We start from the raw sequence: 22,513 nt of genomic DNA on the forward strand, positions 1-22,513 counted from the left end.
GATTTCAACCCGTAGCCCCGTTAGGGGTGGTATGTTAATAGTAGAACGCAAATCTATCTCAGGTTTAGCCCTAATAAGGGCGGCATGTTATTGATTGCGGTTTCCTGGTAAGGATAAGTTAAACAGGCACTGTTGCCAACTGACCAATTATAGATTAGTATATCGACAAATGGCCAGACTTAGCTTATTTGCCAATTCGACCAGTCGACACGCCAGTTTCCTATACCTGTATGCGCTTAATCAACCACCCGACCGCCTGCCGATTTTTGCAGGTTTTTATGCTTGGTCCGCTGGCATTCGTTGCGGCCAGCTGCCACACAACCACTACCGGACAGGATGTTACAACCCCAAACATCCTGATTATCTACGCCGACGATCTGGGTTACGGCGATGTGAGTGCTTATGGTCAGGGACAGATTCAGACGCCTAATATCGACAAGCTGGCGGCCTCCGGCGTTCGGTTCACCAATGGCTATGCCACGTCGGCTACCTGCACGCCGAGTCGACTGGCCCTGCTGACAGGTACGTATCCGTGGCGCAACGAAAATGCTAAGATCCTGCCCGGCGACGCCCCATTGCTGATCGATACCGCGTCGGTCACATTGCCTGATCTGCTCAAAAAAGAGGGTTACGCCACGGGCGTAGTGGGTAAATGGCATCTGGGTCTGGGCAGCGGCAACGTAGACTGGAACCGGGCTATTGCCAAAACGCCGAACGATCTGGGCTTTGACTATTCCTATATCATGGCCGCCACCAACGATCGGGTTCCGACGGTGTTCGTCGAAAACCGAAACGTAGTTGGGCTTACCGCCGGTGATCCGTTGCTGGTAAGTTACGAGAAAAACTTTCCGGGCGAACCCACCGCCGTAACCAATCCCGAACTGATGACGCGGATGAAATGGCACCATGGGCATAATCAGAGCGTGCATAATGGTATTCCGCGCATCGGTTATATGAAAGGCGGCAAGTCGGCTCTGTGGAAAGATGAACTGATGGCTGAAACGTTTCTGGCTAAAGCCACCGCGTTTATCGATTCGCACCTGGCCAAAAAAAACGGGCAACCTTTCTTTCTCTACTACGCCCTGAATCAACCGCATGTACCCAGAGTACCGGGCGCCAGATTCGTCGGCAAATCGGGCCTTGGCCCGCGCGGCGATGCGGTGCTGGAAGCAGACTGGTGTGTGGGCGAGATCATGAAGAAGCTGAAAGAAGCAGGGCTTACCAACAATACGCTGGTCATCTTCTCAAGCGATAACGGCCCGGTATTGAATGACGGCTATTATGATGACGCTGTTGAAAAAAATGGCACCCACACACCCTGGGGCCAGTTTCGGGGTGGGAAATACAGCTTGCTCGAAGCGGGCACCCGGGTTCCTTTTAGCGTATCGTGGCCTGGTCGGATAAAAGCGGCGGTATCGGACGCGCTAATTTGCCAACTCGATCTGTTCTCGTCGATTGCCTCACTGGTGGGCAGCACAGCCAGTACCACCGACAGCCAGAACCTGCTGGGTACGTTGCTGGGTACGTCTGAAACAGGACGGGCCAACCTGGTGCTCGAAGCTTCGGGTAGGCTGGCGTTCCGCTCGGGCAACTGGCTGCTTATTCCTCCGTATCCGGGTAAGCCGGTTAATGAGCAGGTACAGCTCGAAACAGGCCTTAGCCCATCGCCCCAGTTGTACAACCTCCGTTCTGACCCGGGGCAGCAGAAAAATCTGGCGCAGTCGTTGCCCGACAAACTGACCGAGATGCAGAAACAGATGAAGCAGGTCGTGGGGGATGGCTACCAGGCAAACACCGGGGAATTGCAATTGCATTGAGGCTGCCAGCCCGTTCAGACAGAGGTTATGCAACGTACCTGGAAACGACTGAACTTGTCGGTTTCAATCGAAAGGCGTTTCTTTAGTGTTTGAACTACCTTCCTATGTCCCGCTTGGTGCTTGTACTGATTGGCTGGCTACTGGCTTCGCTGGCAGTGGGTCAGGTCGTTGTTGTTGTTGATAGCTTGCCCGAAGCTGGATTTCCCCTCACCGCCAGTTGGGCATATAAAACAGCCAAAGCCAGGGTCAGGGCGGCTGGCGAAACGAACCCACCTATGCCGGGCTGGGCGTTTCGGGCGGGCGATGACCCAGAATGGAGCCGCCCGGCTTTGAATGATGCCAACTGGCAACGAATTGAACCGGCCCTGCCCGTTACTGACCTGCTGCCGCTACTTCCTGATAAAATAGGCTGGATACGCCTCCGATTGCACATAAAACCCGAATTGAGCCGACAGGGGCTGCTACTCTTTTGGCGACAAACGGCAGCGACTGATGTGTTTGTGAACGGGCGACATCTTCGCCAGACGGGTACGTTCCCAACAGATGGTAAACCGGCCGAACCAACGCATTCGACAAGCAGGCATACCGTTGTTGTACAGCCCGATTCGGCGGGGAACATTGTGTTGGCGGTTCGTTTTGCGGTTACGGATGATACGTTCTTTGGAAATTACCAGCCGCCCGGACGGTCGCTGTTTTGGGCGCGTTTGCTCGATGGAAGCCAACCAGTGGCTGAGCCGTTTGCTATTCGCTGGCAACGACTTGTCGCTACATTTACCGCTGGTCTGTTCTTTATGTTGGCCTTATTGCATGGCCTATTCTTCATCTATAACAACGCCGACCGGGCCAATGGGGCGATGGCGCTGGCCTGTACAGCGTTCGCAACTGCGTTCTTTTCAATCACACTTATTCTGGGCGTTATTGAGCTACACGATACTTATGCCCATTGGTCATTGCTGGGTACGCTGGCTTATCCGGTGGGTTATATTGCGCTGATGACGGCCATCTATACGATCTACAAAAAACCATTTGGTGCTGTTTATTATGTACTGGTTGCGTTGATGCTGGGTAGCAGTTTATTGCTGTTCATTCTGCCCAATACCGGTGCCAACTGGACAGAGTTTGGCCCGGCATTGTTAGGTACGGCCGAGTGTGCACGGGTTACGCTACTGGGGCGGCGGCAGTGGGGAGGCGAGTTTATTTCGGGTGGTATGCTGAGCGCACTCGTGTTGTTTTCCATATTCTGTATCTACACCTTCGATGAACTGACCCCGTTACGAGTACTGCCCCTCTCTGATTTTGCCCAGCAACTGATCTACTACCTGGCGGTGCTGTTTATTCCGCTGTCTATTTCGCTCTATATCGCCCGTTCGTTTGTATTCACGCAACGCCGGATGGAAGGGCAACTACTTGAAGTTCAGCGCTTATCGAAGCAGTCGTTTGAGCAGGAAAAAGATCGGCAGACCCTGTTGGCGCGCCAGAAAGAAACCCTGGAACGGCAGGTTGCTGAACGTACCGCCCAATTGCAGGAGTCGCTCGACGAGCTGCGGACAACGCAGAACCAACTGGTTCAGAAAGAGAAAATGGCGTCTTTGGGCGAGCTGACGGCCGGCATCGCCCATGAGATTCAGAACCCGCTGAACTTTGTCAATAACTTCTCGGAGGTCTCCGTTGATCTGGTGGCCGAACTGCTGGAAGAACGCCAGCGCCCGGCCGATGAGCGCGATGCGGGCCTGGAAGATGAACTGCTGAGCGACCTGAGCCAGAACCTGACCAAGATCAGTCACCACGGTCAGCGGGCCTCGGGCATTGTGCGCAACATGCTCCAGCACAGCCGCACCAGCACGGGCCAGCGTGAGCCCACGGACCTGAACGCGCTGGCCGATGAGTACCTGCGGTTGAGCTACCACGGCTTGCGGGCCAAAGACAAAAGCTTCAACGCCAGTTTCCGCACCGAGCTGGACGAGACCCTGCCGCCGGTGAAGGTGGTCTCTCAAGATATCGGCCGGGTGCTGCTGAACCTGTTCAACAATGCGTTCTATGCTGTGCAGCAGCGTTACCAGCAGGGCGAGGCAAACTACCAGCCAACTGTAACGGTGCAAACGCAGGTTGTGGGTAGGAAAGTGGAGATTCGGGTGCGCGATAATGGTACAGGAATTCCGGATGAGGTGCGCAGCAAGATTTTTCAGCCATTCTTCACTACCAAGCCCACCGGTTCAGGTACGGGGCTTGGCCTTAGCCTGAGTTATGATATTATTACCAAAGGGCACGGTGGTACACTCGACGTTGACTCGGAAGCGGGTCAGTTTACCGAGTTTCGTATTACCTTGCCTATGCAGGTTGCCTAAGCCACTACCGCTGTCATGAACGTTCCCGTTTTAGTCGTCACCATTTTCTTTCTGCTTCAAACCCGCAATTTCCTTAACACGAAGGAAAAGATGCCTGTGTGGGATAAGCGGCTGATCGGGGCTGCCGTGATACTGGCGAGTCTGTTCGTGATCGACAAAATTCTGGATACTAATGGCGCCTATGAGCTAAAGGCAACCTGGGTTTGTTACGTTGCGCTGGCCTTCAACGTACTTGTTGTTTATATCGCTTCAAAAAGGTACCCACCTGCACGGGCCCTTTTGCTGTCGCTGATTCCGTTCCTGGTAGTTCTGGCACTGACGTCGTTTGTCCGGACGTTTTTGCCCACATCGCTCTACAATCCGTATAAAGATGTGTTCGAGACATCGGTTGGGTTTGCCTACGTCTGGGTGTTCTCGTTGTTTGGGTATGCCGCTCGGCAGCGTAAATCATACAGCAAAGAGCATCAGGCACGAATTGACCGGGAAGAGGCCGAACGCCGCGAACGGCAGATGCTCGAAGGGCTGGTGCAGGAACGTACCCAGGAACTGACCCAGCAAAAAGCCGAGATTACCCGCCAGAAAGAGGAACTGGAACTGGCCCTGAGCGAACTGCGGGCCACGCAGGATCAACTGGTGCAGCGCGAAAAGCTGGCGTCTTTGGGCGAACTGACGGCCGGCATCGCCCATGAGATTCAGAACCCGCTGAACTTTGTCAATAACTTCTCGGAGGTCTCCGTTGATCTGGTGGCCGAACTGCTGGAAGAACGCCAGCGCCCGGCCGATGAGCGCGATGCGGGCCTGGAAGATGAACTGCTGAGCGACCTGAGCCAGAACCTGACCAAGATCAGTCACCACGGTCAGCGGGCCTCGGGCATTGTGCGCAACATGCTCCAGCACAGCCGCACCAGCACGGGCCAGCGTGAGCCCACGGACCTGAACGCGCTGGCCGATGAGTACCTGCGGTTGAGCTACCACGGCTTGCGGGCCAAAGACAAAAGCTTCAACGCCAGTTTCCGCACCGAGCTGGACGAGACCCTGCCGCCGGTGAAGGTGGTCTCTCAAGATATCGGCCGGGTGCTGCTGAACCTGTTCAACAATGCGTTCTATGCTGTGCAACAACGGCAAATTAGTGAACGTCAGTCTGGTACGTTAAAAGGGTTTGCCTACCAGCCAACGGTGGTTGTTGTAACGATACAAACGCCCGTAGGCGTTGAGATTCAGGTCCGTGACAACGGAACAGGCATGTCGGAAGAGGTGCAGCAAAAGATTTTTCAACCCTTTTTTACTACAAAGCCATCCGGTTCCGGCACCGGCCTTGGCCTGAGTTTGAGCTACGAAATCATTACGAAAGGACACGGCGGCACCCTGCTACTCGATAGCAAAGACGGCGTTGGTACTACGTTCACCATCTTATTACCAGCAACTTAAACTTAAGAGTCGATAGTCGTTAGTCAGTAGTCGATAGTTGCGCTACTGTATGTCAAACAAGGTGATAGAGCAGCGCGACTATCGACTACTGACTGACGACTATCGACTTTCTTTTCCCATGACTCACATTCTTGTCGTTGACGACGAACCCGATGTACAACCGTTGTTTGAACAGCGGTTCCGACGCGAAACCCGAAGTGGTACCGTTCACCTGACGTTCGCTTCGTCGGGTGAAGAAGCCCTCCAGATCTTCAATGCGCGGCCCCACGAAGCTGTCCTGATCCTGTCAGATATTAATATGCCGGGCATGAGCGGACTGGAATTGCTGCGCCATATTCGCACAGTCACGCCCGACCGGCCGCCGGTGGTGATGATGATCACTGCCTACGGCGATGCCGAAAGCCATCAGCAGGCCATGGACCTTGGGGCCGATGATTTTCTGGCTAAACCATTGGATTTCAATTCGCTGAAAGAAAAGCTGGCGAACTTACCGGTTTGATAAGAAGCGGTCAGTAAGCTGCGTAGCCTACTGACCGCTTCTTATTCCAGTATGGTTAACGTACCTGCGCGTTCGGGCAGAAAAGGAGCTGGGGAAACAACGTACCTGTAGGGGCCGGGGGCAGCGCGCTCGCCCCGAACACGGCCATCCCACGGCTGGCTGTAGGGCGACTGGCTCAGGATCAGCTCGCCCCAGCGGTTATAGATCCGTACCGAGCAAAGGGGAAAGGCTTCGACACCGAAGATGGTCCAGACATCGTTCTGGCCGTCTCCGTTGGGTGTAAAGGCGGTAGGAAAAAACAGACCGGGCAATACCGTAATTACCACACTACTACTCAACGGGCATTGACCGCCTTCGCTGACCGTCAATCGATACGTAGTGGTCGCCTCGGGCTGCACCGTAACACGAGGCATATTTAGCCGCCCGCCCGTATCAACAATTCCACTGGTCAGTATGCCGGCAATCGGGTCCCAGGTATAGGACAGTGATGAGCCGACGGGCCCCTGCAAGGCCACCTGTGTGCCCACAATAATGGTTTGGTTGGGGCCCAGGTCTGGCTGTGGTATACTGATTACCTGAATTGGCTGGCTAACATCGGCCCGGCAGCCTTTCGTGCTGGTAACCGAATAGGTAACGGTATGCTGGCCGGCGCCCGCCAATTTGGGCATAAACTGGTTGTTCTGCACGCCATCGCCTGAAAACGTACCGCCGGAAGGCGTAGCAGTCAGGGTCAATGCATCAACAGAGCTTGCACAGACGGCGGGTATGGCCGGAAATGCCGGTTTCGGTTTGGGAAAAACGTCAATTGGTCCGGCACTGGCTTCGCAATCACCGTCGATCACGAAAACCGAGTAAGCCCCCGGCACATCGGCTTGAGTGGTGGGACCGTTTCCGGGTAAAGAAAAGCCGTTGCGCTGCCAGTTGTAGGCCAGGTTTACCGAGGCAGGATCGGTGGTGCCCGCGTCGATGGCCGCTACCAGCGAACCGCCTTCACAGGCTGCGCCCTGGGTCAACGGCAGAAGCGTTATTTTTTTGAGAGGGCTCTGGCGGATGGTTACTACGTCGGTTTGCACACAGCCTGCCACGGCCGTATTCGTTACCTCCAGTTTATACGTGCCCGGCGCATTGACCGTGAGCAGATAAGACGATTCGCCAACCAGAACAGCTCCATCTTTAAACCAGCGATAGCGGTAGGTTGGCAGGATGTTCGAACGAAGATCAATCAGTTCACCTGTGCACAAAACGGTTTTGCTGACGTTGATCTGGGCGGGTAAACAGGCCTTCAACGCTGCCGTATTGGCCGCGCGGGGCGTTCGGGTACGCGCCTGGCGTTGTCCGTATACAGTGCTGCTCAATAGCACTAATAGACAGATTACGAATGATTTATGTTTTATATATATGGGCATGGGCTGGGCAACTTGTTGTGACAACAGACCAGCTAACCTATATCATAAACCATGCCTATATACTGGCCTTCGGGATAGTGATACTGCATTAAATTGGGTTACGCCTTGTTATTATATGATAAAAGAAAGATAAATTTGTTGCCTTGACAACTAACTCATCAACGAACCAGCTATGCCTATCTATCATCGCCTCGGCCAGCTACCGCCCAAGCGACACACGATTTTCAAGAGTCCGGCGGGGGCATTTTATTACGAGCAGTTGTTTGGCACTGTCGGCTTCGATGGTATGTCGTCATTGTTGTATCACGTTCACCGGCCCACGCAGGTAAAAGCCGTGCTCGATCCGGTTGATCTGCGGCCCGCTGTGGCCGTTGACCACAACATTATGTCGCGGAAGCTGGTCGGGTTTGATGTGCCGCCTGCCAACGATTTCCTGGAAAGTCGCACACCACTACTCATTAATAATGATGTGGTCGTGGGCGTTGCTGCACCGCGCCAGTCACTGACCGATTACTTCTACAAAAACGCTGATTCCGACGAGTTGCTGTTTGTGCACCGGGGCGCAGGGACGTTACGAACCATGCTGGGCACAATTCCCTTTGTGCCGGGCGATTACCTACTGATTCCGCGCGGGATGATCTACCAGATCGAATTCGACAAAACTGACGTACCTGAAGGCACCCGGTTGTTCTACCTTGAATCAACATCGCCGATCTACACGCCAAAGCGGTACCGGAATTACTTCGGTCAGCAACTCGAACATTCGCCTTATAGTGAGCGAGATTTCAAGCTACCGCAGAACCTGGAGACCCACGACGAGCGGGGCGATTTTGTAATAAAAATCAAGAAGGAGGGCATCCTGCACACGCTCATCTACGACACCCACCCGTTCGATGTGATAGGCTGGGACGGCTACAACTTCCCCTACGGTTTCTCGATCCACAACTTCGAGCCAATCACCGGTCGGATCCATCAGCCACCACCAGTTCACCAGACGTTTGAGACCAAATCATGTGTGGTTTGCTCGTTCGTACCGCGCCTGTACGATTATCACCCCGACGCGATTCCGGCTCCGTACAACCACAGCAACATCGATTCCGACGAGGTACTGTACTACGTCGATGGCGACTTTATGAGCCGGAACGGTATTTCGCCCGGTATCCTGACGCTGCATCCCGGCGGTATTCCGCACGGCCCGCATCCCGGCGCAATGGAACGCAGTATCGGCAAAACCAAAACCGACGAACTGGCCGTGATGGTCGATACGTTTCGTCCGCTTAAACTCACCAAACAGGCCCTCGGCGTCGACGACGGCGTCTATTTCCAATCCTGGCGGGAATGAATCACGATGCTAAATACCATCAACTATGCTCTCCTGGCTTCCAATTGCTTCTGCGTCTGATTTTTCGATTCACAACCTGCCTTTCGGTATTTTTTCTACCGCCAACTTGTCCGACCCACGCGTAGGAGTAGCCATTGGTGAGCAAATCCTTGATCTGGCCGCTGTGGCAGATCGGGCTGTTTTCGATGCGTTTCTGACCGTTGAGCAGCGAGACGTTTTCCGACGTACCTATCTCAATGACTTTATTCGGCTGGGGCGGCCTGTCTGGCAACAGGTGCGTTCCGTTCTGCAGGCCGAACTTACGGATCCTGAATCGGTGCTCCGGAGTGGAAGCGATCAGGTGCTGGTGCCTCAGGCCAACGCCACTATGCACCTGCCTGTTCAGATTGGCGATTACACCGATTTCTATTCCAGTATCGACCACGCCAGTAACGTCGGGAAGATGTTTCGCGATCCGGCTAATGCGCTCCTGCCCAACTGGCGGCACCTGCCCGTGGGTTATCATGGACGGGCGTCGTCGGTGGTTGTATCGGGTACATCGATCAAACGGCCGAACGGGCAACAACTTCCGAAAGGGGAGGTGTTGCCCGTTTTTGGGGCCTCGCAACGGCTTGATTTTGAGCTGGAAACGGCGTTTGTTGTCGGGAAAGACACGCCGCTGGGTACGTCGCTCACCACGGCTGATTTCGACGAGCACGTATTCGGCATGGTGTTGTTCAACGACTGGTCGGCGCGGGATATTCAACAATGGGAATACGTGCCGCTGGGGCCATTTCTGGGCAAAAGTTTTGGCTCGTCCATATCGCCCTGGGTGGTGACGATGGATGCTCTCGCGCCATTTCGCCTGGCTGGGTACGTTCAGGACCCTACGCCATTGCCGTACCTGCACGAAACGAATCCGCTGCCTAATCTGGACATTCAACTGGTGGTTGGCCTAACGCCGGGGGCTGGCGGGAATGGTGCAGAAGAAACGATCATTTCGCGCTCGAATCAGCGATTTCTGTACTGGTCGCAGGCGCAGCAACTGGCGCATCATACGGTGAATGGCTGTAATATTCGGGTCGGCGACCTGGTGGCATCCGGCACCATTTCCGGTCCCGACCGCTCGTCGTGGGGTTCTATGCTCGAATTGTCGTGGGGTGGTACCGAGCCCATTGCACTCGTTTCCGGCAAGACCCGAACCTTCCTGCAGGATGGCGATACGGTAACCTTTCACGGTTATGCCGAAAAAGAAGGCATACGGGTTGGTTTTGGGGCTGTTTCGGGGCAAATTGTGCCGTAGAGACGGGCGGTTTTCTGACAGGGGTTTCTGGTTTGCTCCGGAGAAAAGAAAACTGTGATCCCTGTCAAAAAAGAACCACCTATGCGCTTCATCCTGCTTTTTCTGCTGATTACAACGACCGCCTGCACGCAAAACCTGACCGTGAAAGGCTTGCAACAACCCGTTGAAGTGCTGCGCGATCAGTGGGGAGTAAACCACATTTACGCCAAAAATGAGCACGATCTGTTCTTTGCGCAGGGATACATGGCCGCGCAGGATCGGCTGTTTCAGCTGGAGATGTGGCGCAGGCAGGCAACCGGGACCGTGGCTGAACTGCTCGGGCCGCGTGAGCTGAAACGTGACATCGGTACCCGGCTGTTCAAATTCCGCCCGCAGAACCTGAACGCCGAACTGAACGTCTACCACCCCCACGGCAGCCTGATCGTTCGGGCGTTTGTGGCGGGTATCAATGCCTACATAACGGAGATCAACCAGACACCCGATAAGCTGCCTTTTGAATTTAAAACGCTGAACACAAAACCCGGGCTCTGGACGCCGGAAATCGTTATCAGCCGTCATCAGGGCCTGTTGAGCAACATTCGCGACGAACTCAACAACGGGCGACTGGTACACCTGATCGGGGCCGACAGCCTGCGGGCGTTACAGTGGTTCCACCCCGTTGATAAGCCGGGCGCTCCTGATCTGACGCTACATGTGGATGGCACCGGCCTGATGCAAAACATTCTGGAGCTGTATGAGGCCTTCCGGCTACCGATCCGGTTCAGTGCCACCGATAAGTCGCTGGGCGCAACAGATGAAGATGAGGCCCGGCGTATGCGCGAACGTGATGCCGTTGATGATTGGTTCGAGGCTGAAAAACAGTTTGTTGGTTCTAATAACTGGGTGATTGCCGGCGAGAAATCGGCGAGTGGTTACCCCATGCTGGCCAACGATCCGCACCGGGCGCAGTCGGCCCCGTCGCTACGGTACTGGGCGCACCTGAACGCCCCCGGCTGGAATGTAATCGGCGCGGGTGAACCCACACTACCCGGCATTTCGGTGGGGCATAACGACTACGGCGCCTGGGGACTTACCATTTTCGACACCGACAACGAGGATCTGTATGTCTATGAGATCAACCCGGCCAACCCGAATCAGTATCGGTATAAAGGCCGTTGGGAAACCATGCGTGTTCTGCGCGAAACGATTCCGGTGAAAGGGCAGGCGGCGCAAACCGTCACGCTGAAATACACGCGCCACGGCCCGGTTGTATTTGAAGACGGAAAAGCACACCGGGCCTATGCCGTTCGGGCGGGCTGGCGCGAACAGGGGTGTTCGCCGTATCTGGCTAGCCTGCGCATGAACCAGGCAAAGTCGTGGGCCGAGTTTCGGCAGGCGTGTCTGTATAGCCGTATTCCCGGCGAGAACATGATCTGGGCAGGGCGACCTTCAGCCACCCGGAAGGGCGACATCGGCTGGCAGGCGGTAGGGTTAGCACCCATCCGGAAAAACTGGACTGGTCTGGTACCCGTGCCGGGCGATGGCCGATTCGAATGGGCTGGTTATCTGCCTATTGCGCAATTGCCACACAGCGAAAATCCACAATCGGGTTATATCGTGACGGCCAATAATAACCTGACGCCGCCCGACTTCCCGCATCGGAACGCCATTGGCTGGGTGTGGGCGTCTCCCTCGCGGGCACACCGGATCGAGGAAGTGCTGGGTGATGGCAGGCGCAAAACGCTGCCCGACTTTATGCGCCTGCAGGCCGATTACGTGGCCCTGCCTGCGCGTACCCTGGTGCCATTGCTCGAGCCGCTCTCATCACCCGATCTGCCAACCGAGCAGGCACTAACATACCTGCGTAAGTGGAATTATGAGCTGGGTACGTCGTCGGTGGCGGCGGCGATCTATGTAAGTTATGAAACACAGCTTCGCCGGGCATTCCTGAATATGGCCGTTCCGGCCGATGCCCGAACGTACCTGAAAAGCATTCCTACCAAACGCCTGCTCGACTGGGCCGTAACACCGCAACTGGCTACCAACCGACCCATTAACCGAGATAGCCTGTTACTGGCCTGTGTCACGAACGCGGTAGAAGACCTGACCAAACAGCTTGGCCCCGATATGGAAACCTGGGTGTATGGCCAACGTACCCTCAAGCACATCACGCTGACCCACGCTCTGAGCGACCTGGTCAGCGATGAGCAGCGGCGGCGTATCAATATTGGCCCGGCGGCGCGGGGCGGCTATGCCGAAACGGTGAATGCCACCGGCAACAGCCTGAACCAGGAGCATGGCGCCACCTTCCGCATTGTGATGGACACCCAGGATTGGGACCGCACGATGGGCATCAACAGCCCCGGCCAATCGGCCGATCCCGACAGCCCGCACTACCGCGACCTGTTCCCTCTATGGGCCGAGAATGGTTATTTTCCTGCGTTTTTCACCCGAAAACGAGTGGAGCAGGTAACAGAAACGAAGATGGTTTTGAAACCGTAGCACATGAGCATGATGGTAAAAAACAAAATTACGGACGCATTGCTGGGACTGGCCGTGGGTGATGCCCTAGGCGTTCCCGTCGAATTCATGGGTCGGGCTGCTTTGAAAGATGAGCCAGTAGCGACAATGAAAGGGTATGGCACGCATCAACAACCGCCAGGTACGTGGTCAGACGATAGCTCACTTGCATTTTGTCTGGCCGAAAGCCTGTGTGGAGGATACCGCCTTTCTGATTTGACAGACCGATTTGTTAACTGGTATCAACATGGTTATTGGACACCTTACGGACAGGTATTTGATATCGGAATTGCTACATCAATAGCTTTACACAAAGTCGCTACCGGAACTAGCCCTTTGCAATCGGGCGGAGCAGGCGAACAGGATAATGGTAATGGTTCACTGATGAGAATCCTGCCACTCGTCTTTTACCTCAGAGGGAAACCAATAGAAGAACGCTTTCGACTTATTGGTGAGGTGTCGGGCATCACCCACCTGCATATCCGGTCGGTTTTTGCCTGCTTTATATACTGTGAGTATGCCCTCTTATTGATGGATGGGCTGGACAAATACCAGGCATTTCGAGCCATGCAGGAACGGGTAAACGAATTTGTTAAGCAATACTCTATCCTTGATAAAAGCGAATTGGACCGGTTTCATCGGCTGCTGGAAAATCCCGTAGGCAACTACGAAATTCGATCCATCATGAATTACGAAGAAGCCGAAATTTCATCATCTGGGTACGTGCTGCATACGTTAGAAGCAAGCTTCTGGTGTTTTCTTAACACAAATACATATGCCGAAGCTGTTCTGAAAGCCATTAATCTCGGAAGCGATACAGATACCACTGGCTGCGTCACAGGCGGTATTGCCGGGTTATATTATGAGGCTACCAGTATCCCTCAGGAGTGGATTGATGTACTGGCCCGAAAAGATGACATCATCACATTAAGTAATCGCTTAAACGATGCCCTGCCGTACAGGTAACGGATACGATTATGCTGCTGAATTCGTAATTGGTGCTTTGGCCTAGCGTCAGCAATACACTACAGCGCGAATTCTGCACAGCATTCAGTAAACCAGAAGCTTGGTTTGTCTACTAATTGGTGCATACTTGGGACATGCAAACTGTTCTACTGACAATCTGGCCATTTCTGAATTTGATCCTGTACGTGTTCGTCTTTCAGGAAATTATTCGATTGGTAAACCGAACCATACCCAAGCTGGTCTATCGGAGCAGCATCTTAACTGTCGTGTTGCTGATTGGCGCTCAAACAGCACCGCATGCGCTGTTCGAAGAACCGAATCAGATCACCATGCTGCAGGCACAGCCAACTGTACCTATCAGAGCGCCTAAATTTCATGACGGGTTATTGCCAATAAGCCCAATGTACACAATCAAAAGCCACATCAGCATGTGGCCGGTAACGTTACCTGATCACGTGCATATGGAAGCCGTTGATTCGACTGGCAAACAGCCCGATGCTATCAAGCTGAACCTGATCGTGACGCCATCTCCCTTGATGCTTGGCCTGAAGTGGGAACAGGAAAAGACCAGCGTGCGAATCGCACCCAACGGAACGTTAACCTACGAAATTGGCGGGCACCTGATCTGGCGCCTGCTGGGCGTTCCGGTGTATTACCAGCCGAAGGAGTATATCGGGAAAATGGCGATTCAGTAGACTGACGGGGTTAAGCGTAAAAATAACCTAAGAGAGCTCAGCCTTACAGCCCCGTTAGGGGCGACAGGTCAATAGAAAATAAAGCCCCTGAAAACGATAAAGCCCCGTGAGGAGCGATATGTAATAAAGATTAAACTTTATACATATCGCCCCTCACGGGACTGAGGGGCATGGTTAGTGGGCTGTTTCTATTGACCTGTCGCCCCTGTGGGGCTAAGCAAAATAGAACCAGCCGTTATGACAAGCTATAGCTTCACGGCAAATCGTTCACCTAATTCTTCCAGCGTTTTAATGACCGTTTCGTGAACGGGAATACCGTTTTTCAGACGGTCAGCTTCGAGCATACGTTCGGGGTCGCCGGGAACCAGAACCTGTTGGCCCTCAATGGATTTAGCTGAGCGGAACCGCTGAATCCAGGTATCCATGTGCTGCTTGAAATCGTTGGCTGGGCGGAACGCATCGATGCGCATAGCACCGAAGAAATGGCCGGTGCCTGAGCCCACGCCCTCGTTGGCCTGCATGAAGCCAGCCGTTGCGAACGGCGGGACCCACGGGCCATAATTTGCGCCGGACAAAACACCCGAGAAAATATCGACAATAGCGCCCAGGCCATACCCCTTGTGGCTACCATGTTCCCGGTCGGAACCAAGGGGAAGCAATGCACCTCCGTTCTTCACCGCGTTGGCATCGGTTGTGGGGTTACCATTGGCGTCCTGCGCCCAGCCAAGGGGAATATCCTGGCCTTTTCGCTGCAGAATTTCCAGCTTGCCGTAGGCTACGGCCGTAGAGGCAAAATCGGCCAGGAACGTGGGCTCCGTTGCGGCCGGAATAGCCACGGCAATGGGGTTGGTACCCAGAAGTTTATCCAGCGAAAAGGTAGGGGCTACCAGCGGAGCGGCATGGGTCATGGCCTGGCCGATCATGTCATGTTCGGCGGCCAATAGCGCGTGATAACCGGCAATGCCGAAATGGTTCGAGTTGCGCACAGCCACCCAGCCAGTGCCAGCTACGCGGGCCTTTTCGATTGCTACGCGCATAGCCCAGGGACCAACCACCAGCCCAAGCCCGCGATCACCATCGACAACGGCGGTTGATGGCGTTTCATGGACGATGCTAATAGCAGGAGTAGGGTTCAGCCGACCATGATCGTAAAGCCGAACGTACCCAGCCAACCGGGCAACACCGTGTGAATCAACACCGCGCAGATCGGCGGAAACCAGTACGTCGGCGGCTAGTTGCGCATCGGCTTCTGAACAGCCTATGGCCTGAAAAATCTGCTCGGTAAACGAGCGTAATTGCTTGGCATGAATCATGGTGTAAAATTAGGTTTCAAGTTTCAGGTTTCAAGTTTCAGGCGGCTTGCTCATTACCCATGCGGCAGTAAGCGACGTACCTGAAACTTGAAACCTGAAACCGGAAACCTAATTTTACACCATGACTAACAAATTTATCAGTCGATTGTTGGCTTATTTCGGCCGTGGCTTGCTGGCCATTGCGCCGCTGGGATTGACCATTTACGTCATATATGGCGTATTCGTCTGGGTAGACGGATTGGTGCCGGTAAACATTCCGGGCATTGGTTTTCTGATCATGACCGGCATTATCCTGGCTTCTGGTCTGCTTATCTCAACGGTTATTCCGCAGTCGGTCGCGTCGTTGTTCGAGGGCTCGATCCGGCATTTGCCATTGGTCAGCCTGATCTATTTTTCGGTAAAAGACCTTATTTCAGCGTTTGTTGGCGATAAAAAGAAATTTAATCAGCCGGTGCTGATAACGATGAACCACGAGTCGGGTATTCGAAAAATCGGGTTTATTACACAAACCGACCTGAGTCATTTCAACCTTTCCGACTCCGTAATGGTCTACTGTCCACATTCCTATGCGTTTTCGGGCGAACTATACATTGTGCCGGCCGACAATGTCAAGCTGCTGAACCTGTCGAGCGCCGAAGCCATGAAGCTTATCGTATCGGGCGGGGTGAGTAAGTAACTGCCTTCCCGCACAGGTAATGAAATAACCTTTCCTCAGCCCTATACGTTGAGCAGGTGTAAACGGTAACTGATATGAATATGCTACGCTTTCTGATGTTGGTTAATGTTGCCTGGTTCAGTGCAACGGTCTGCATGGCCCAACCGGCCACTGTTCCTGGCGTACGCATGCAGGAGCCACCGCAGCGCCCGGCCGCTTACCAGCCTTCGGCCGATACGTTGCCTGCCGTGGATGGGCAACCAAAGCTGACACCTAAAAGCCGTTATCTGGCCATCGACGTGACAGGTACGTTCGGGCGGTTTCATCGGTATCGGATTTTCCCCGGCGACAAGATGGCTTTCCGGGCCAAATCTGACGGCGATAAATACCGGTATCCACTTACTACCGTGAGCGACACGGCGTTCGCCATCGCGTTTCAGAATGAATTATACGAACAGCCGCAGGTGTTGTCGTTTCCATTGGTCGATGTGCAGCGGGTGTATCTGACGCACCGAATTCCGTTCGTTACTGAACTTGGCTATCTGCTGCCAGCTGCCGGCGTCATATTCGTGGTGGCTGACTTTGTCAATCCGCGAAGCCTGGACGGACGTACCGGCCGGTTTCAGTTCGACCGGAAGTCGCTGGTGCCGGGTGGTCTGATGGTACTGGGTGGTGCGCTCTGTTATAAATTATCACACCGAAGCTATACGATCAATGATCGGCATAGACTTAAAGTGATGTGGACCAATTGATTATCGACGGTTTTTTGCCTGCAAGCCCCGTTGCACTATTAAACATTTATGAATTCTGACAAAGCCGTATACTGGATTTGCTTTTACAAGAAGGTGACGGTATCTTTATACGTAAACAGTAAACCTACCAACTAACAGGGAATGAACCAGCATACCATCTTTGTAGCTGAAGACGACGAGGATGATCAGTTTCTCCTCCAGACAGCATTTGCCTCCACAGGGGTGGCGTGTGATCTTGTTTTCTTTACAAACGGGGAAGAACTAATCAGTCAGTTAGCCATAGCCGAAGAACGGCCAATAATGGTATTGCTTGATTTGAATATGCCTATCATGGATGGCTTCCAGACGCTTACACATCTTCGCAATCAGGAGGCCTATAAAACAATGCCCGTACTGGTATTGACTACCTCTAGCCAACGCGAAGATGTAACACGGGCCTATTCTCTGGGAGCTAACTCTTTCATTACCAAGCCACATCAGTACGCTGATTTGACCCGTACCGTTCATCAGCTTCAACAGTTCTGGCTTTTAACGGCCAGTATTCCGCAGGCAGGAAAATCCAGGAGGGCGGCAGCGTAGACGTATTCCCGCCCATCTTTTTTGATAGGATTAGCAAGTCTGGGGTGGTGTTTAACCAAGTCGTTGCCGAAAAATGCGTTCTTTTGCGGGATGAATGCCCTCTTACTGACGCCCCCCACGAAGCCCGTTCGGGCTACCGTTGCCTTAGCCTCATCGAAAAGTGAAAGCAACCGCGCACTGATTCTCGATGCGCTCACCGGTTTTCGCTGCCAGCTCGACAACCTCTCAACCGCCCGCGATACGCAGACGATGATTCGGCTGCTGCGCGATACCAACGCCGAAACAGCCGATGTGCTCGATGCAGGAACAACCATGCGTTTCCTGACTGCCTACTTCGCCCTGACCGGCCAAACCAAGATCATGACCGGCACGCCCCGTATGTGCGAACGCCCGATTGGCTTGCTGGTTGAGGCGTTGCGTACGCTCGGAGCGGAGGTAACGTACCTGGGACAGGATGGCTATCCACCGTTGCAAACAGCCGGTTTTCAGTCGACGGGAGTCAGCGAACTCAGTATTCGGGGCGACGTGAGCAGTCAGTACATTTCGGCGCTGGCTATGCTGGCTCCCTACTTACCTACCGGCCTGACGCTGCACCTGACAGGTACGTTAGGGTCAGTGCCATATATGACAATGACGCTGCAACAAATGGCGGTGTTCGGAGTAACGCCTATCGCCGACTGGACGGCCCAAACGATCACAATTCCCGCAGGTACGTATCAGCCAACCACCTACGCCATCGAGTCTGACTGGTCGGGGGCGAGCTACTGGTTTAGCACGGTGGCTCTTGCCGACGATGCTGATATTGAACTGTTGGGGCTGAAAGAGCAATCGCTTCAGGGCGACAGTGCCATTGTGGACATTATGGATCAACTGGGCGTGCAGGCAACGTATACGGGCCGGGGATTCAGGCTCACCAAAAAAAACGCCGCTACACAGATTGAGGTCGATTTTACCAACTGCCCCGATCTGGCGCAGACTGTAGCTGTTTGCTGCGCTATGAAAGGCATTCCGGCCACCTTTACCGGCATCGAAAGCCTGAAGATCAAAGAGACAGACCGGGTTGTAGCTATTCAAAACGAGCTTCGCAAGTTTGGTGCTGATCTGGTGGAGGTGGTGCCCAACGAACGCTACGAAGTGCATGCTGCTACAGCATCAGTCAACAGCGAGCCTGTTCAAATTAATACGTATGATGATCACCGGATGGCGATGGCCTTCGCGCCCATTGCCATGCTCCGCCCCGTTGTGATCGAAGAGCCGGGCGTGGTAGCCAAATCATACCCTTCTTTTTGGGAAGACTTTAGTCAGGTTTCTGTTATAGAACCTGTTAGCTGAAAGGTATACTCCTGTAGTGGATTCGGTCCAGAGCGCGAAGCCACTGCAGGAATAGGTATCAAGCTGCTATGTTTTCGCTAACATCCGGTCGAAAACGGCCCGTTGCTCTTTCATAGACGCTACCTTATCGGCCGGATTAGTATGACACTCCAGCAGCACCCAACCGGTGTAGTTTAGTTTCGCCAGGTTGTTCAGCAGGTCCTGATACGGATAATCAGTGCGGTTGAGTTCACGTACGTGGCAGGTAGCGCCGAGCCGATTGCTGACCAGATCAAAATTGGCCTGAAAGCCGTTGCCATTCAGATCTTGCGGGTTGCAGTTCCAGCAGATCGTGGCATTTGGGTGGCTGGCAACATCCATAATCTGTTTAATCACTGGCAATTCCTGCGTTTCTTCGCCATGCACTTCCAGCCTGATCTGTTGGCCTAACGTAGCACCATAACGGGCCAGTTCGTTCAACGATTCGCCGATCTGGGCCAACGTTTTGTCAATCGGAACGTCTTTATGCAGCCCGTTGGGTTTCACCTTAACGCCTGTGCCACCTACCTCAGCACTCAGCCGAATGAACTCCTTTGCCCGTTCGATAGAGGCCTTTAATTGCGCCTGGTCAACAAAATCAAATTGCTGATTGGTGCCTAACCCAACCAGTTTTACCGGGCCGTCGGCAAATTGCTTTCTGACCTCACGCCGTTGGGCAGCGGTAAGGCCGGGCATTACGCCATGGGCATGATCAACGCGCAGCTCCACCCCCAGAATAGCTGTTTCTGCACAGTTTTTCAGCAATGTAGGCAGATCCCAGTCTTTCCCCCACAGGTAGGTGACGAATCCAAGCTTGATGCCAGACTTGCTGGTTATCAGGTCGTTGGCAAATGACGGCCCAGCCATGAGTGAAGCGCCTGCCAGTATAGACAGGTCTTTCAGGAATGTTTTTCTGTCAATTGATTGCATGGCATTGAGGTTCAGCAAGTTGCGGTGCCATTAATAAGGGCGGCGTGCCCGGTGCCTAGCCAGACAAAGTTGATCATTACGGCATATTACTTGTCGGGAGGGAGTAAACGCACAACGACCTAAAACCGGTAGTAGTACGATGCATCCAGGCATTGGCGTGTTGAAGCAGGCTGGACCGTTTGTTACCTGACCAGCGATTGATGACCGGTAAGGGCTTCTAAACCCTTTTTTTATCCCTTAACGCGGCTTTTTGTACTCGTTGGTGAATCCACCATGCCCCGATTGGTAATACAAAAACTAATAAAAAGGTGGTAAGCCCGTTGACGCTGAGTACTCTTTCGCTTTCACTCGACAAAAGCAATTTAGTGATCGTGTATGCTAAAAAGATATAGCATAAAAGTCGCCAAACAGAGATGTTGGTTCCGCCCATATAGGTTGTGTCGATTGCAAACCAGGATTGAAGTGTTATGGTGAGCCCCAGTAGTAAAAGGACGGCATAAAATGGTTTTTTGAATTGCGTAGTCTGGCATACACTGCTTACGGTCAATACGTTGTAAGCAGCATAATACCAGCCGAGTGTGAGCAGGCAAAAAATCCAGAATACCAGTTCGCTGCTTTTGTAGGCATCAGGGAGAATCAGGTCTGTCCAGACAGGTATGAACAGCATGAAGGCCATCAGTTTATGGCTGATCTTCAAGAATAACGTCATACAGAAAGATAACGGATTCTTGCCTAAATAACAGTCCAGGCGGCCAGATCGGCTTTCTGTTCTTAGCCCGGATCTATTCCCAGTCTACTTCGCCCAGTCCATGCCGGATTACCTCAAACTCGTCGGTGGTAGCGTTGATGATCGTGGATGGTGCATACCCGCCGTAGCCCCCGTCTATGACAATATCCACGTCGTGGCGGTAAGTTTCGTAGATCAGTTCGGGGTCGGTGCTGTAGGCGATGCCTTCGGGCAGGTCTTCGGGGCCACCTTCGCGCAGGGTTGTGGTGATGATCGGGTTGCCCAGTTCCTGTACCAGTAACCGCGGAATATCGTTATCAGGCACACGAATACCTACGGTTTTCTTACTGGAATTGAGCAGTTTAGGTACGTTGTTGTTGGCATCCAGAATGAACGTATAAGGTCCGGGCAACAGTCGCTTCATGAGCTTGAAAGCCGAATTGCTCACGCGGGCATAGTCGGCAATGTGACTCAGATCGTAGCAGATAAAGGAGAAGTCGTTCTTCTGTGGTTTGATGCCCTTGATACGGGCTACCCGTTCAACCGCCCGTGCATTATGGATATCGCAGCCGAGGCCGTAAATGGTGTCGGTTGGGTAGATAACCACCGCCCCATCACTCAGGGCTTTTGCTATCTGACGAATCCGGTTCAGATCAGGGTTTTTTGGATAAAGCTTAATGAACTCAGCAGGCATAGAGGGACAGTTATCAGTGAACAAGTAACAGGGAAGAACGTCGTTTGGGTACGTTAGTCTGTATAACAATTGATAACTGATAATTGATCACTACTACCTGTTTATCATTTTGTTGCCAGCCGATACCGACGGTACACGCCATTGACGGGAAGATGTATACGACACAAAAGAAGAATAACCCGCGACGGAAGACCAATCGGTTCGATATGGCCAAGCAAGCGACCAAACCGGGCCGCCAGTTCGTACTGCTCTGCGTAGAAGCATTTACGGATAAACTGCCGGATTCGGCTGGCCAGGGCCTTATACTCGTCGGCTGTCTGGCAAAGGTCGTAGGCTTTCTGACAAACCCGCCAGGTAGACTCAAGCAGTGGGTTATCGACCCGTAACACGTGCTGGCTCTGCGAGCTGGACAGTAACCGTTTCTGCGTCAGTACTTCGTCGATGTAGGCATAGCGGTGCGTGCGTGACGAACGTACCCAGAAGTCGAAATCTTCGTAGGCCAGCGTTTCATCGTATCCGCCCAATGCCGTCAGCATGTTGTGGCGCATCATCATGGTGGGTGTGTTGATGAAGTAACGCGTCAAGACCTCCTGAAAGACATCGCCGGTGGGCACCCGCTCTGTTGTTCGGCCATCGGGCCGAACAGGGTGATGATGTCTTAGAAACTCACCCCGGGCATCAATGTAGGTTGCATTTGAAAACACCACACCATAATAGGCAGGCAGCGAAATAAACTGTTCAACCTGCCGGGCTACCCGTTGCGGCAGCATGATGTCGTCGGCCGACAGATCAATAATGTACTCGCCAATAGCCAGCGATAACCCCTGATTAAACGCCCGACAAAGGCCCCGATTGACGGTATTTTGAATAAAACGGGTAGACGGATACTGGGCGCAGAAGCTGGTAATGGCGGCCACAGACCCGTCACTGCTGGCATTGTCAATAACAATCAGTTCCACATTCGGGTAAGTCTGGTTGATAACCGACCGGAGGCTTTCCTGAACGAATTGAGCGTGGTTATAACAAGTGCATATTACTGATACCCAGGGTTTATGCTTATTCAGGAATGGCGCCATCGGAATGTTGACGCTCGCCTGGGTGATCCGTTGGCGATCCATATTACCTGTCTTTGTTGGAGAAAGTCCTTAACAATACTATACGATATGAAAGTAACAGGTTACCTATTACTGAACGCTTTTTTTTGAGTAACCGGAATTTAGTGACTTATTTTTTA

At 53.3% G+C, this 22,513-nt stretch carries 19 protein-coding genes; 13 read left to right on the forward strand and 6 right to left on the reverse strand.

Going from position 1 to position 22,513, the window contains the following annotated elements; translation table 11 throughout:
- Window positions 1–230 precede the first annotated feature (230 nt).
- From J2I46_RS07120 to J2I46_RS07135, 4 genes are all read left to right on the forward strand, one after another.
- Window positions 231–1,817 (forward strand): sulfatase family protein, encoded by a 1,587-nt coding sequence (locus J2I46_RS07120; RefSeq protein WP_229379644.1) that lies wholly within the window; start codon window positions 231–233, stop codon window positions 1,815–1,817.
- A gap of 1,208 nt (window positions 1,818–3,025) precedes the next feature.
- Window positions 3,026–4,162, forward strand: a complete 1,137-nt coding sequence (locus J2I46_RS33480) for a sensor histidine kinase (protein WP_374758080.1) — start codon at window positions 3,026–3,028, stop codon at window positions 4,160–4,162.
- A 15-nt stretch (window positions 4,163–4,177) separates the two neighbouring features.
- Window positions 4,178–5,590 carry an ATP-binding protein gene (locus J2I46_RS07130; protein ID WP_207328321.1) on the forward strand — a complete coding sequence of 471 codons (1,413 nt, stop codon included), beginning with the start codon at window positions 4,178–4,180 and terminating at the stop codon, window positions 5,588–5,590.
- A 118-nt stretch (window positions 5,591–5,708) separates the two neighbouring features.
- On the forward strand, window positions 5,709–6,089 hold the full coding sequence (locus J2I46_RS07135) for a response regulator (protein ID WP_207328322.1): 381 nt from the start codon (window positions 5,709–5,711) through the stop codon (window positions 6,087–6,089).
- Window positions 6,090–6,130: 41 nt separating this feature from the next.
- Here J2I46_RS07135 and J2I46_RS07140 read toward each other — a convergent pair whose 3' ends face one another.
- Window positions 6,131–7,444, reverse strand: coding sequence for a T9SS type B sorting domain-containing protein (locus tag J2I46_RS07140; RefSeq protein WP_207328323.1), 1,314 nt, complete (start codon window positions 7,442–7,444; stop codon window positions 6,131–6,133).
- Window positions 7,445–7,667: 223 nt separating this feature from the next.
- On the opposite strand from J2I46_RS07140, the gene J2I46_RS07145 reads away from it, so the two are divergent.
- The 5 genes from J2I46_RS07145 (at window position 7,668) to J2I46_RS07165 (ending at window position 14,279) form a co-directional block, all read left to right on the forward strand.
- On the forward strand, window positions 7,668–8,837 hold the full coding sequence (locus tag J2I46_RS07145) for a homogentisate 1,2-dioxygenase (RefSeq protein WP_207328324.1): 1,170 nt from the start codon (window positions 7,668–7,670) through the stop codon (window positions 8,835–8,837).
- Window positions 8,838–8,862: 25 nt separating this feature from the next.
- Entirely contained in the window at window positions 8,863–10,119 is a 1,257-nt protein-coding gene (fahA, locus tag J2I46_RS07150) for a fumarylacetoacetase (RefSeq protein WP_207328325.1), read from the forward strand.
- A gap of 81 nt (window positions 10,120–10,200) precedes the next feature.
- On the forward strand, window positions 10,201–12,600 hold the full coding sequence (locus J2I46_RS07155) for a penicillin acylase family protein (protein WP_207328326.1): 2,400 nt from the start codon (window positions 10,201–10,203) through the stop codon (window positions 12,598–12,600).
- A 3-nt stretch (window positions 12,601–12,603) separates the two neighbouring features.
- The gene (locus J2I46_RS07160; RefSeq protein ID WP_207328327.1) at window positions 12,604–13,584 is read left to right on the forward strand and encodes an ADP-ribosylglycohydrolase family protein; all 981 of its coding nucleotides are present in this window, start codon (window positions 12,604–12,606) and stop codon (window positions 13,582–13,584) included.
- Between the two features lie 134 nt (window positions 13,585–13,718).
- Window positions 13,719–14,279, forward strand: coding sequence for a hypothetical protein (locus J2I46_RS07165; RefSeq protein WP_207328328.1), 561 nt, complete (start codon window positions 13,719–13,721; stop codon window positions 14,277–14,279).
- A 245-nt stretch (window positions 14,280–14,524) separates the two neighbouring features.
- Here the strand turns inward: J2I46_RS07165 and J2I46_RS07170 are convergent, their stop codons facing one another.
- Window positions 14,525–15,592 carry an Ldh family oxidoreductase gene (locus J2I46_RS07170; protein WP_207328329.1) on the reverse strand — a complete coding sequence of 356 codons (1,068 nt, stop codon included), beginning with the start codon at window positions 15,590–15,592 and terminating at the stop codon, window positions 14,525–14,527.
- Window positions 15,593–15,713: 121 nt separating this feature from the next.
- On the opposite strand from J2I46_RS07170, the gene J2I46_RS07175 reads away from it, so the two are divergent.
- The 4 genes from J2I46_RS07175 to J2I46_RS07190 all read left to right on the forward strand — a co-directional run bounded on the left by J2I46_RS07175 (window position 15,714) and on the right by J2I46_RS07190 (window position 18,910).
- A complete protein-coding gene (locus tag J2I46_RS07175; RefSeq protein ID WP_207328330.1) occupies window positions 15,714–16,268 on the forward strand; it encodes a DUF502 domain-containing protein in 555 nt (184 codons plus the stop codon).
- A gap of 74 nt (window positions 16,269–16,342) precedes the next feature.
- Window positions 16,343–16,999 (forward strand): hypothetical protein, encoded by a 657-nt coding sequence (locus tag J2I46_RS07180; RefSeq protein ID WP_207328331.1) that lies wholly within the window; start codon window positions 16,343–16,345, stop codon window positions 16,997–16,999.
- A gap of 141 nt (window positions 17,000–17,140) precedes the next feature.
- Window positions 17,141–17,578, forward strand: a complete 438-nt coding sequence (locus tag J2I46_RS07185) for a response regulator (protein ID WP_207328332.1) — start codon at window positions 17,141–17,143, stop codon at window positions 17,576–17,578.
- Window positions 17,579–17,668: 90 nt separating this feature from the next.
- On the forward strand, window positions 17,669–18,910 hold the full coding sequence (locus tag J2I46_RS07190; RefSeq protein WP_207328333.1) for a 3-phosphoshikimate 1-carboxyvinyltransferase: 1,242 nt from the start codon (window positions 17,669–17,671) through the stop codon (window positions 18,908–18,910).
- A gap of 66 nt (window positions 18,911–18,976) precedes the next feature.
- On the opposite strand, the gene J2I46_RS07195 is transcribed toward J2I46_RS07190, so the two are convergent.
- The 4 genes from J2I46_RS07195 to J2I46_RS07210 form a co-directional block, all read right to left on the reverse strand.
- The gene (locus J2I46_RS07195; protein WP_207328334.1) at window positions 18,977–19,858 is read right to left on the reverse strand and encodes a sugar phosphate isomerase/epimerase family protein; all 882 of its coding nucleotides are present in this window, start codon (window positions 19,856–19,858) and stop codon (window positions 18,977–18,979) included.
- 217 nt (window positions 19,859–20,075) lie between these two features.
- Complete coding sequence (locus tag J2I46_RS07200) at window positions 20,076–20,567, reverse strand: hypothetical protein (RefSeq protein ID WP_207328335.1); 492 nt, start codon at window positions 20,565–20,567, stop codon at window positions 20,076–20,078.
- Window positions 20,568–20,640: 73 nt separating this feature from the next.
- Entirely contained in the window at window positions 20,641–21,279 is a 639-nt protein-coding gene (locus J2I46_RS07205; RefSeq protein ID WP_207328336.1) for an L-threonylcarbamoyladenylate synthase, read from the reverse strand.
- Between the two features lie 104 nt (window positions 21,280–21,383).
- On the reverse strand, window positions 21,384–22,397 hold the full coding sequence (locus tag J2I46_RS07210) for a glycosyltransferase (protein ID WP_229379646.1): 1,014 nt from the start codon (window positions 22,395–22,397) through the stop codon (window positions 21,384–21,386).
- Window positions 22,398–22,513: the final 116 nt, after the last annotated feature.

This window comes from Fibrella forsythiae (assembly GCF_017353175.1).
Lineage (GTDB): Bacteria > Bacteroidota > Bacteroidia > Cytophagales > Spirosomataceae > Fibrella > Fibrella forsythiae.

Excerpts from the sequence above, each read along its gene's own strand:
- J2I46_RS07120 (WP_229379644.1), top strand. The coding sequence starts at position 231 with ATGCGCTTAATCAACCACCCGACCGCCTGCCGATTTTTGCAGGTTTTT.
- J2I46_RS33480 (WP_374758080.1), top strand. The coding sequence starts at position 3,026 with ATGCTGAGCGCACTCGTGTTGTTTTCCATATTCTGTATCTACACCTTC.
- J2I46_RS07130 (WP_207328321.1), top strand. The coding sequence starts at position 4,178 with ATGAACGTTCCCGTTTTAGTCGTCACCATTTTCTTTCTGCTTCAAACC.
- J2I46_RS07135 (WP_207328322.1), top strand. The coding sequence starts at position 5,709 with ATGACTCACATTCTTGTCGTTGACGACGAACCCGATGTACAACCGTTG.
- J2I46_RS07145 (WP_207328324.1), top strand. The coding sequence starts at position 7,668 with ATGCCTATCTATCATCGCCTCGGCCAGCTACCGCCCAAGCGACACACG.
- fahA (WP_207328325.1), top strand. The coding sequence starts at position 8,863 with ATGCTCTCCTGGCTTCCAATTGCTTCTGCGTCTGATTTTTCGATTCAC.
- J2I46_RS07155 (WP_207328326.1), top strand. The coding sequence starts at position 10,201 with ATGCGCTTCATCCTGCTTTTTCTGCTGATTACAACGACCGCCTGCACG.
- J2I46_RS07160 (WP_207328327.1), top strand. The coding sequence starts at position 12,604 with ATGAGCATGATGGTAAAAAACAAAATTACGGACGCATTGCTGGGACTG.
- J2I46_RS07165 (WP_207328328.1), top strand. The coding sequence starts at position 13,719 with ATGCAAACTGTTCTACTGACAATCTGGCCATTTCTGAATTTGATCCTG.
- J2I46_RS07170 (WP_207328329.1), bottom strand. The coding sequence starts at position 15,592 with ATGATTCATGCCAAGCAATTACGCTCGTTTACCGAGCAGATTTTTCAG.
- J2I46_RS07175 (WP_207328330.1), top strand. The coding sequence starts at position 15,714 with ATGACTAACAAATTTATCAGTCGATTGTTGGCTTATTTCGGCCGTGGC.
- J2I46_RS07180 (WP_207328331.1), top strand. The coding sequence starts at position 16,343 with ATGAATATGCTACGCTTTCTGATGTTGGTTAATGTTGCCTGGTTCAGT.
- J2I46_RS07185 (WP_207328332.1), top strand. The coding sequence starts at position 17,141 with ATGAACCAGCATACCATCTTTGTAGCTGAAGACGACGAGGATGATCAG.
- J2I46_RS07190 (WP_207328333.1), top strand. The coding sequence starts at position 17,669 with ATGAATGCCCTCTTACTGACGCCCCCCACGAAGCCCGTTCGGGCTACC.
- J2I46_RS07195 (WP_207328334.1), bottom strand. The coding sequence starts at position 19,858 with ATGCAATCAATTGACAGAAAAACATTCCTGAAAGACCTGTCTATACTG.
- J2I46_RS07200 (WP_207328335.1), bottom strand. The coding sequence starts at position 20,567 with ATGACGTTATTCTTGAAGATCAGCCATAAACTGATGGCCTTCATGCTG.
- J2I46_RS07205 (WP_207328336.1), bottom strand. The coding sequence starts at position 21,279 with ATGCCTGCTGAGTTCATTAAGCTTTATCCAAAAAACCCTGATCTGAAC.
- J2I46_RS07210 (WP_229379646.1), bottom strand. The coding sequence starts at position 22,397 with ATGGATCGCCAACGGATCACCCAGGCGAGCGTCAACATTCCGATGGCG.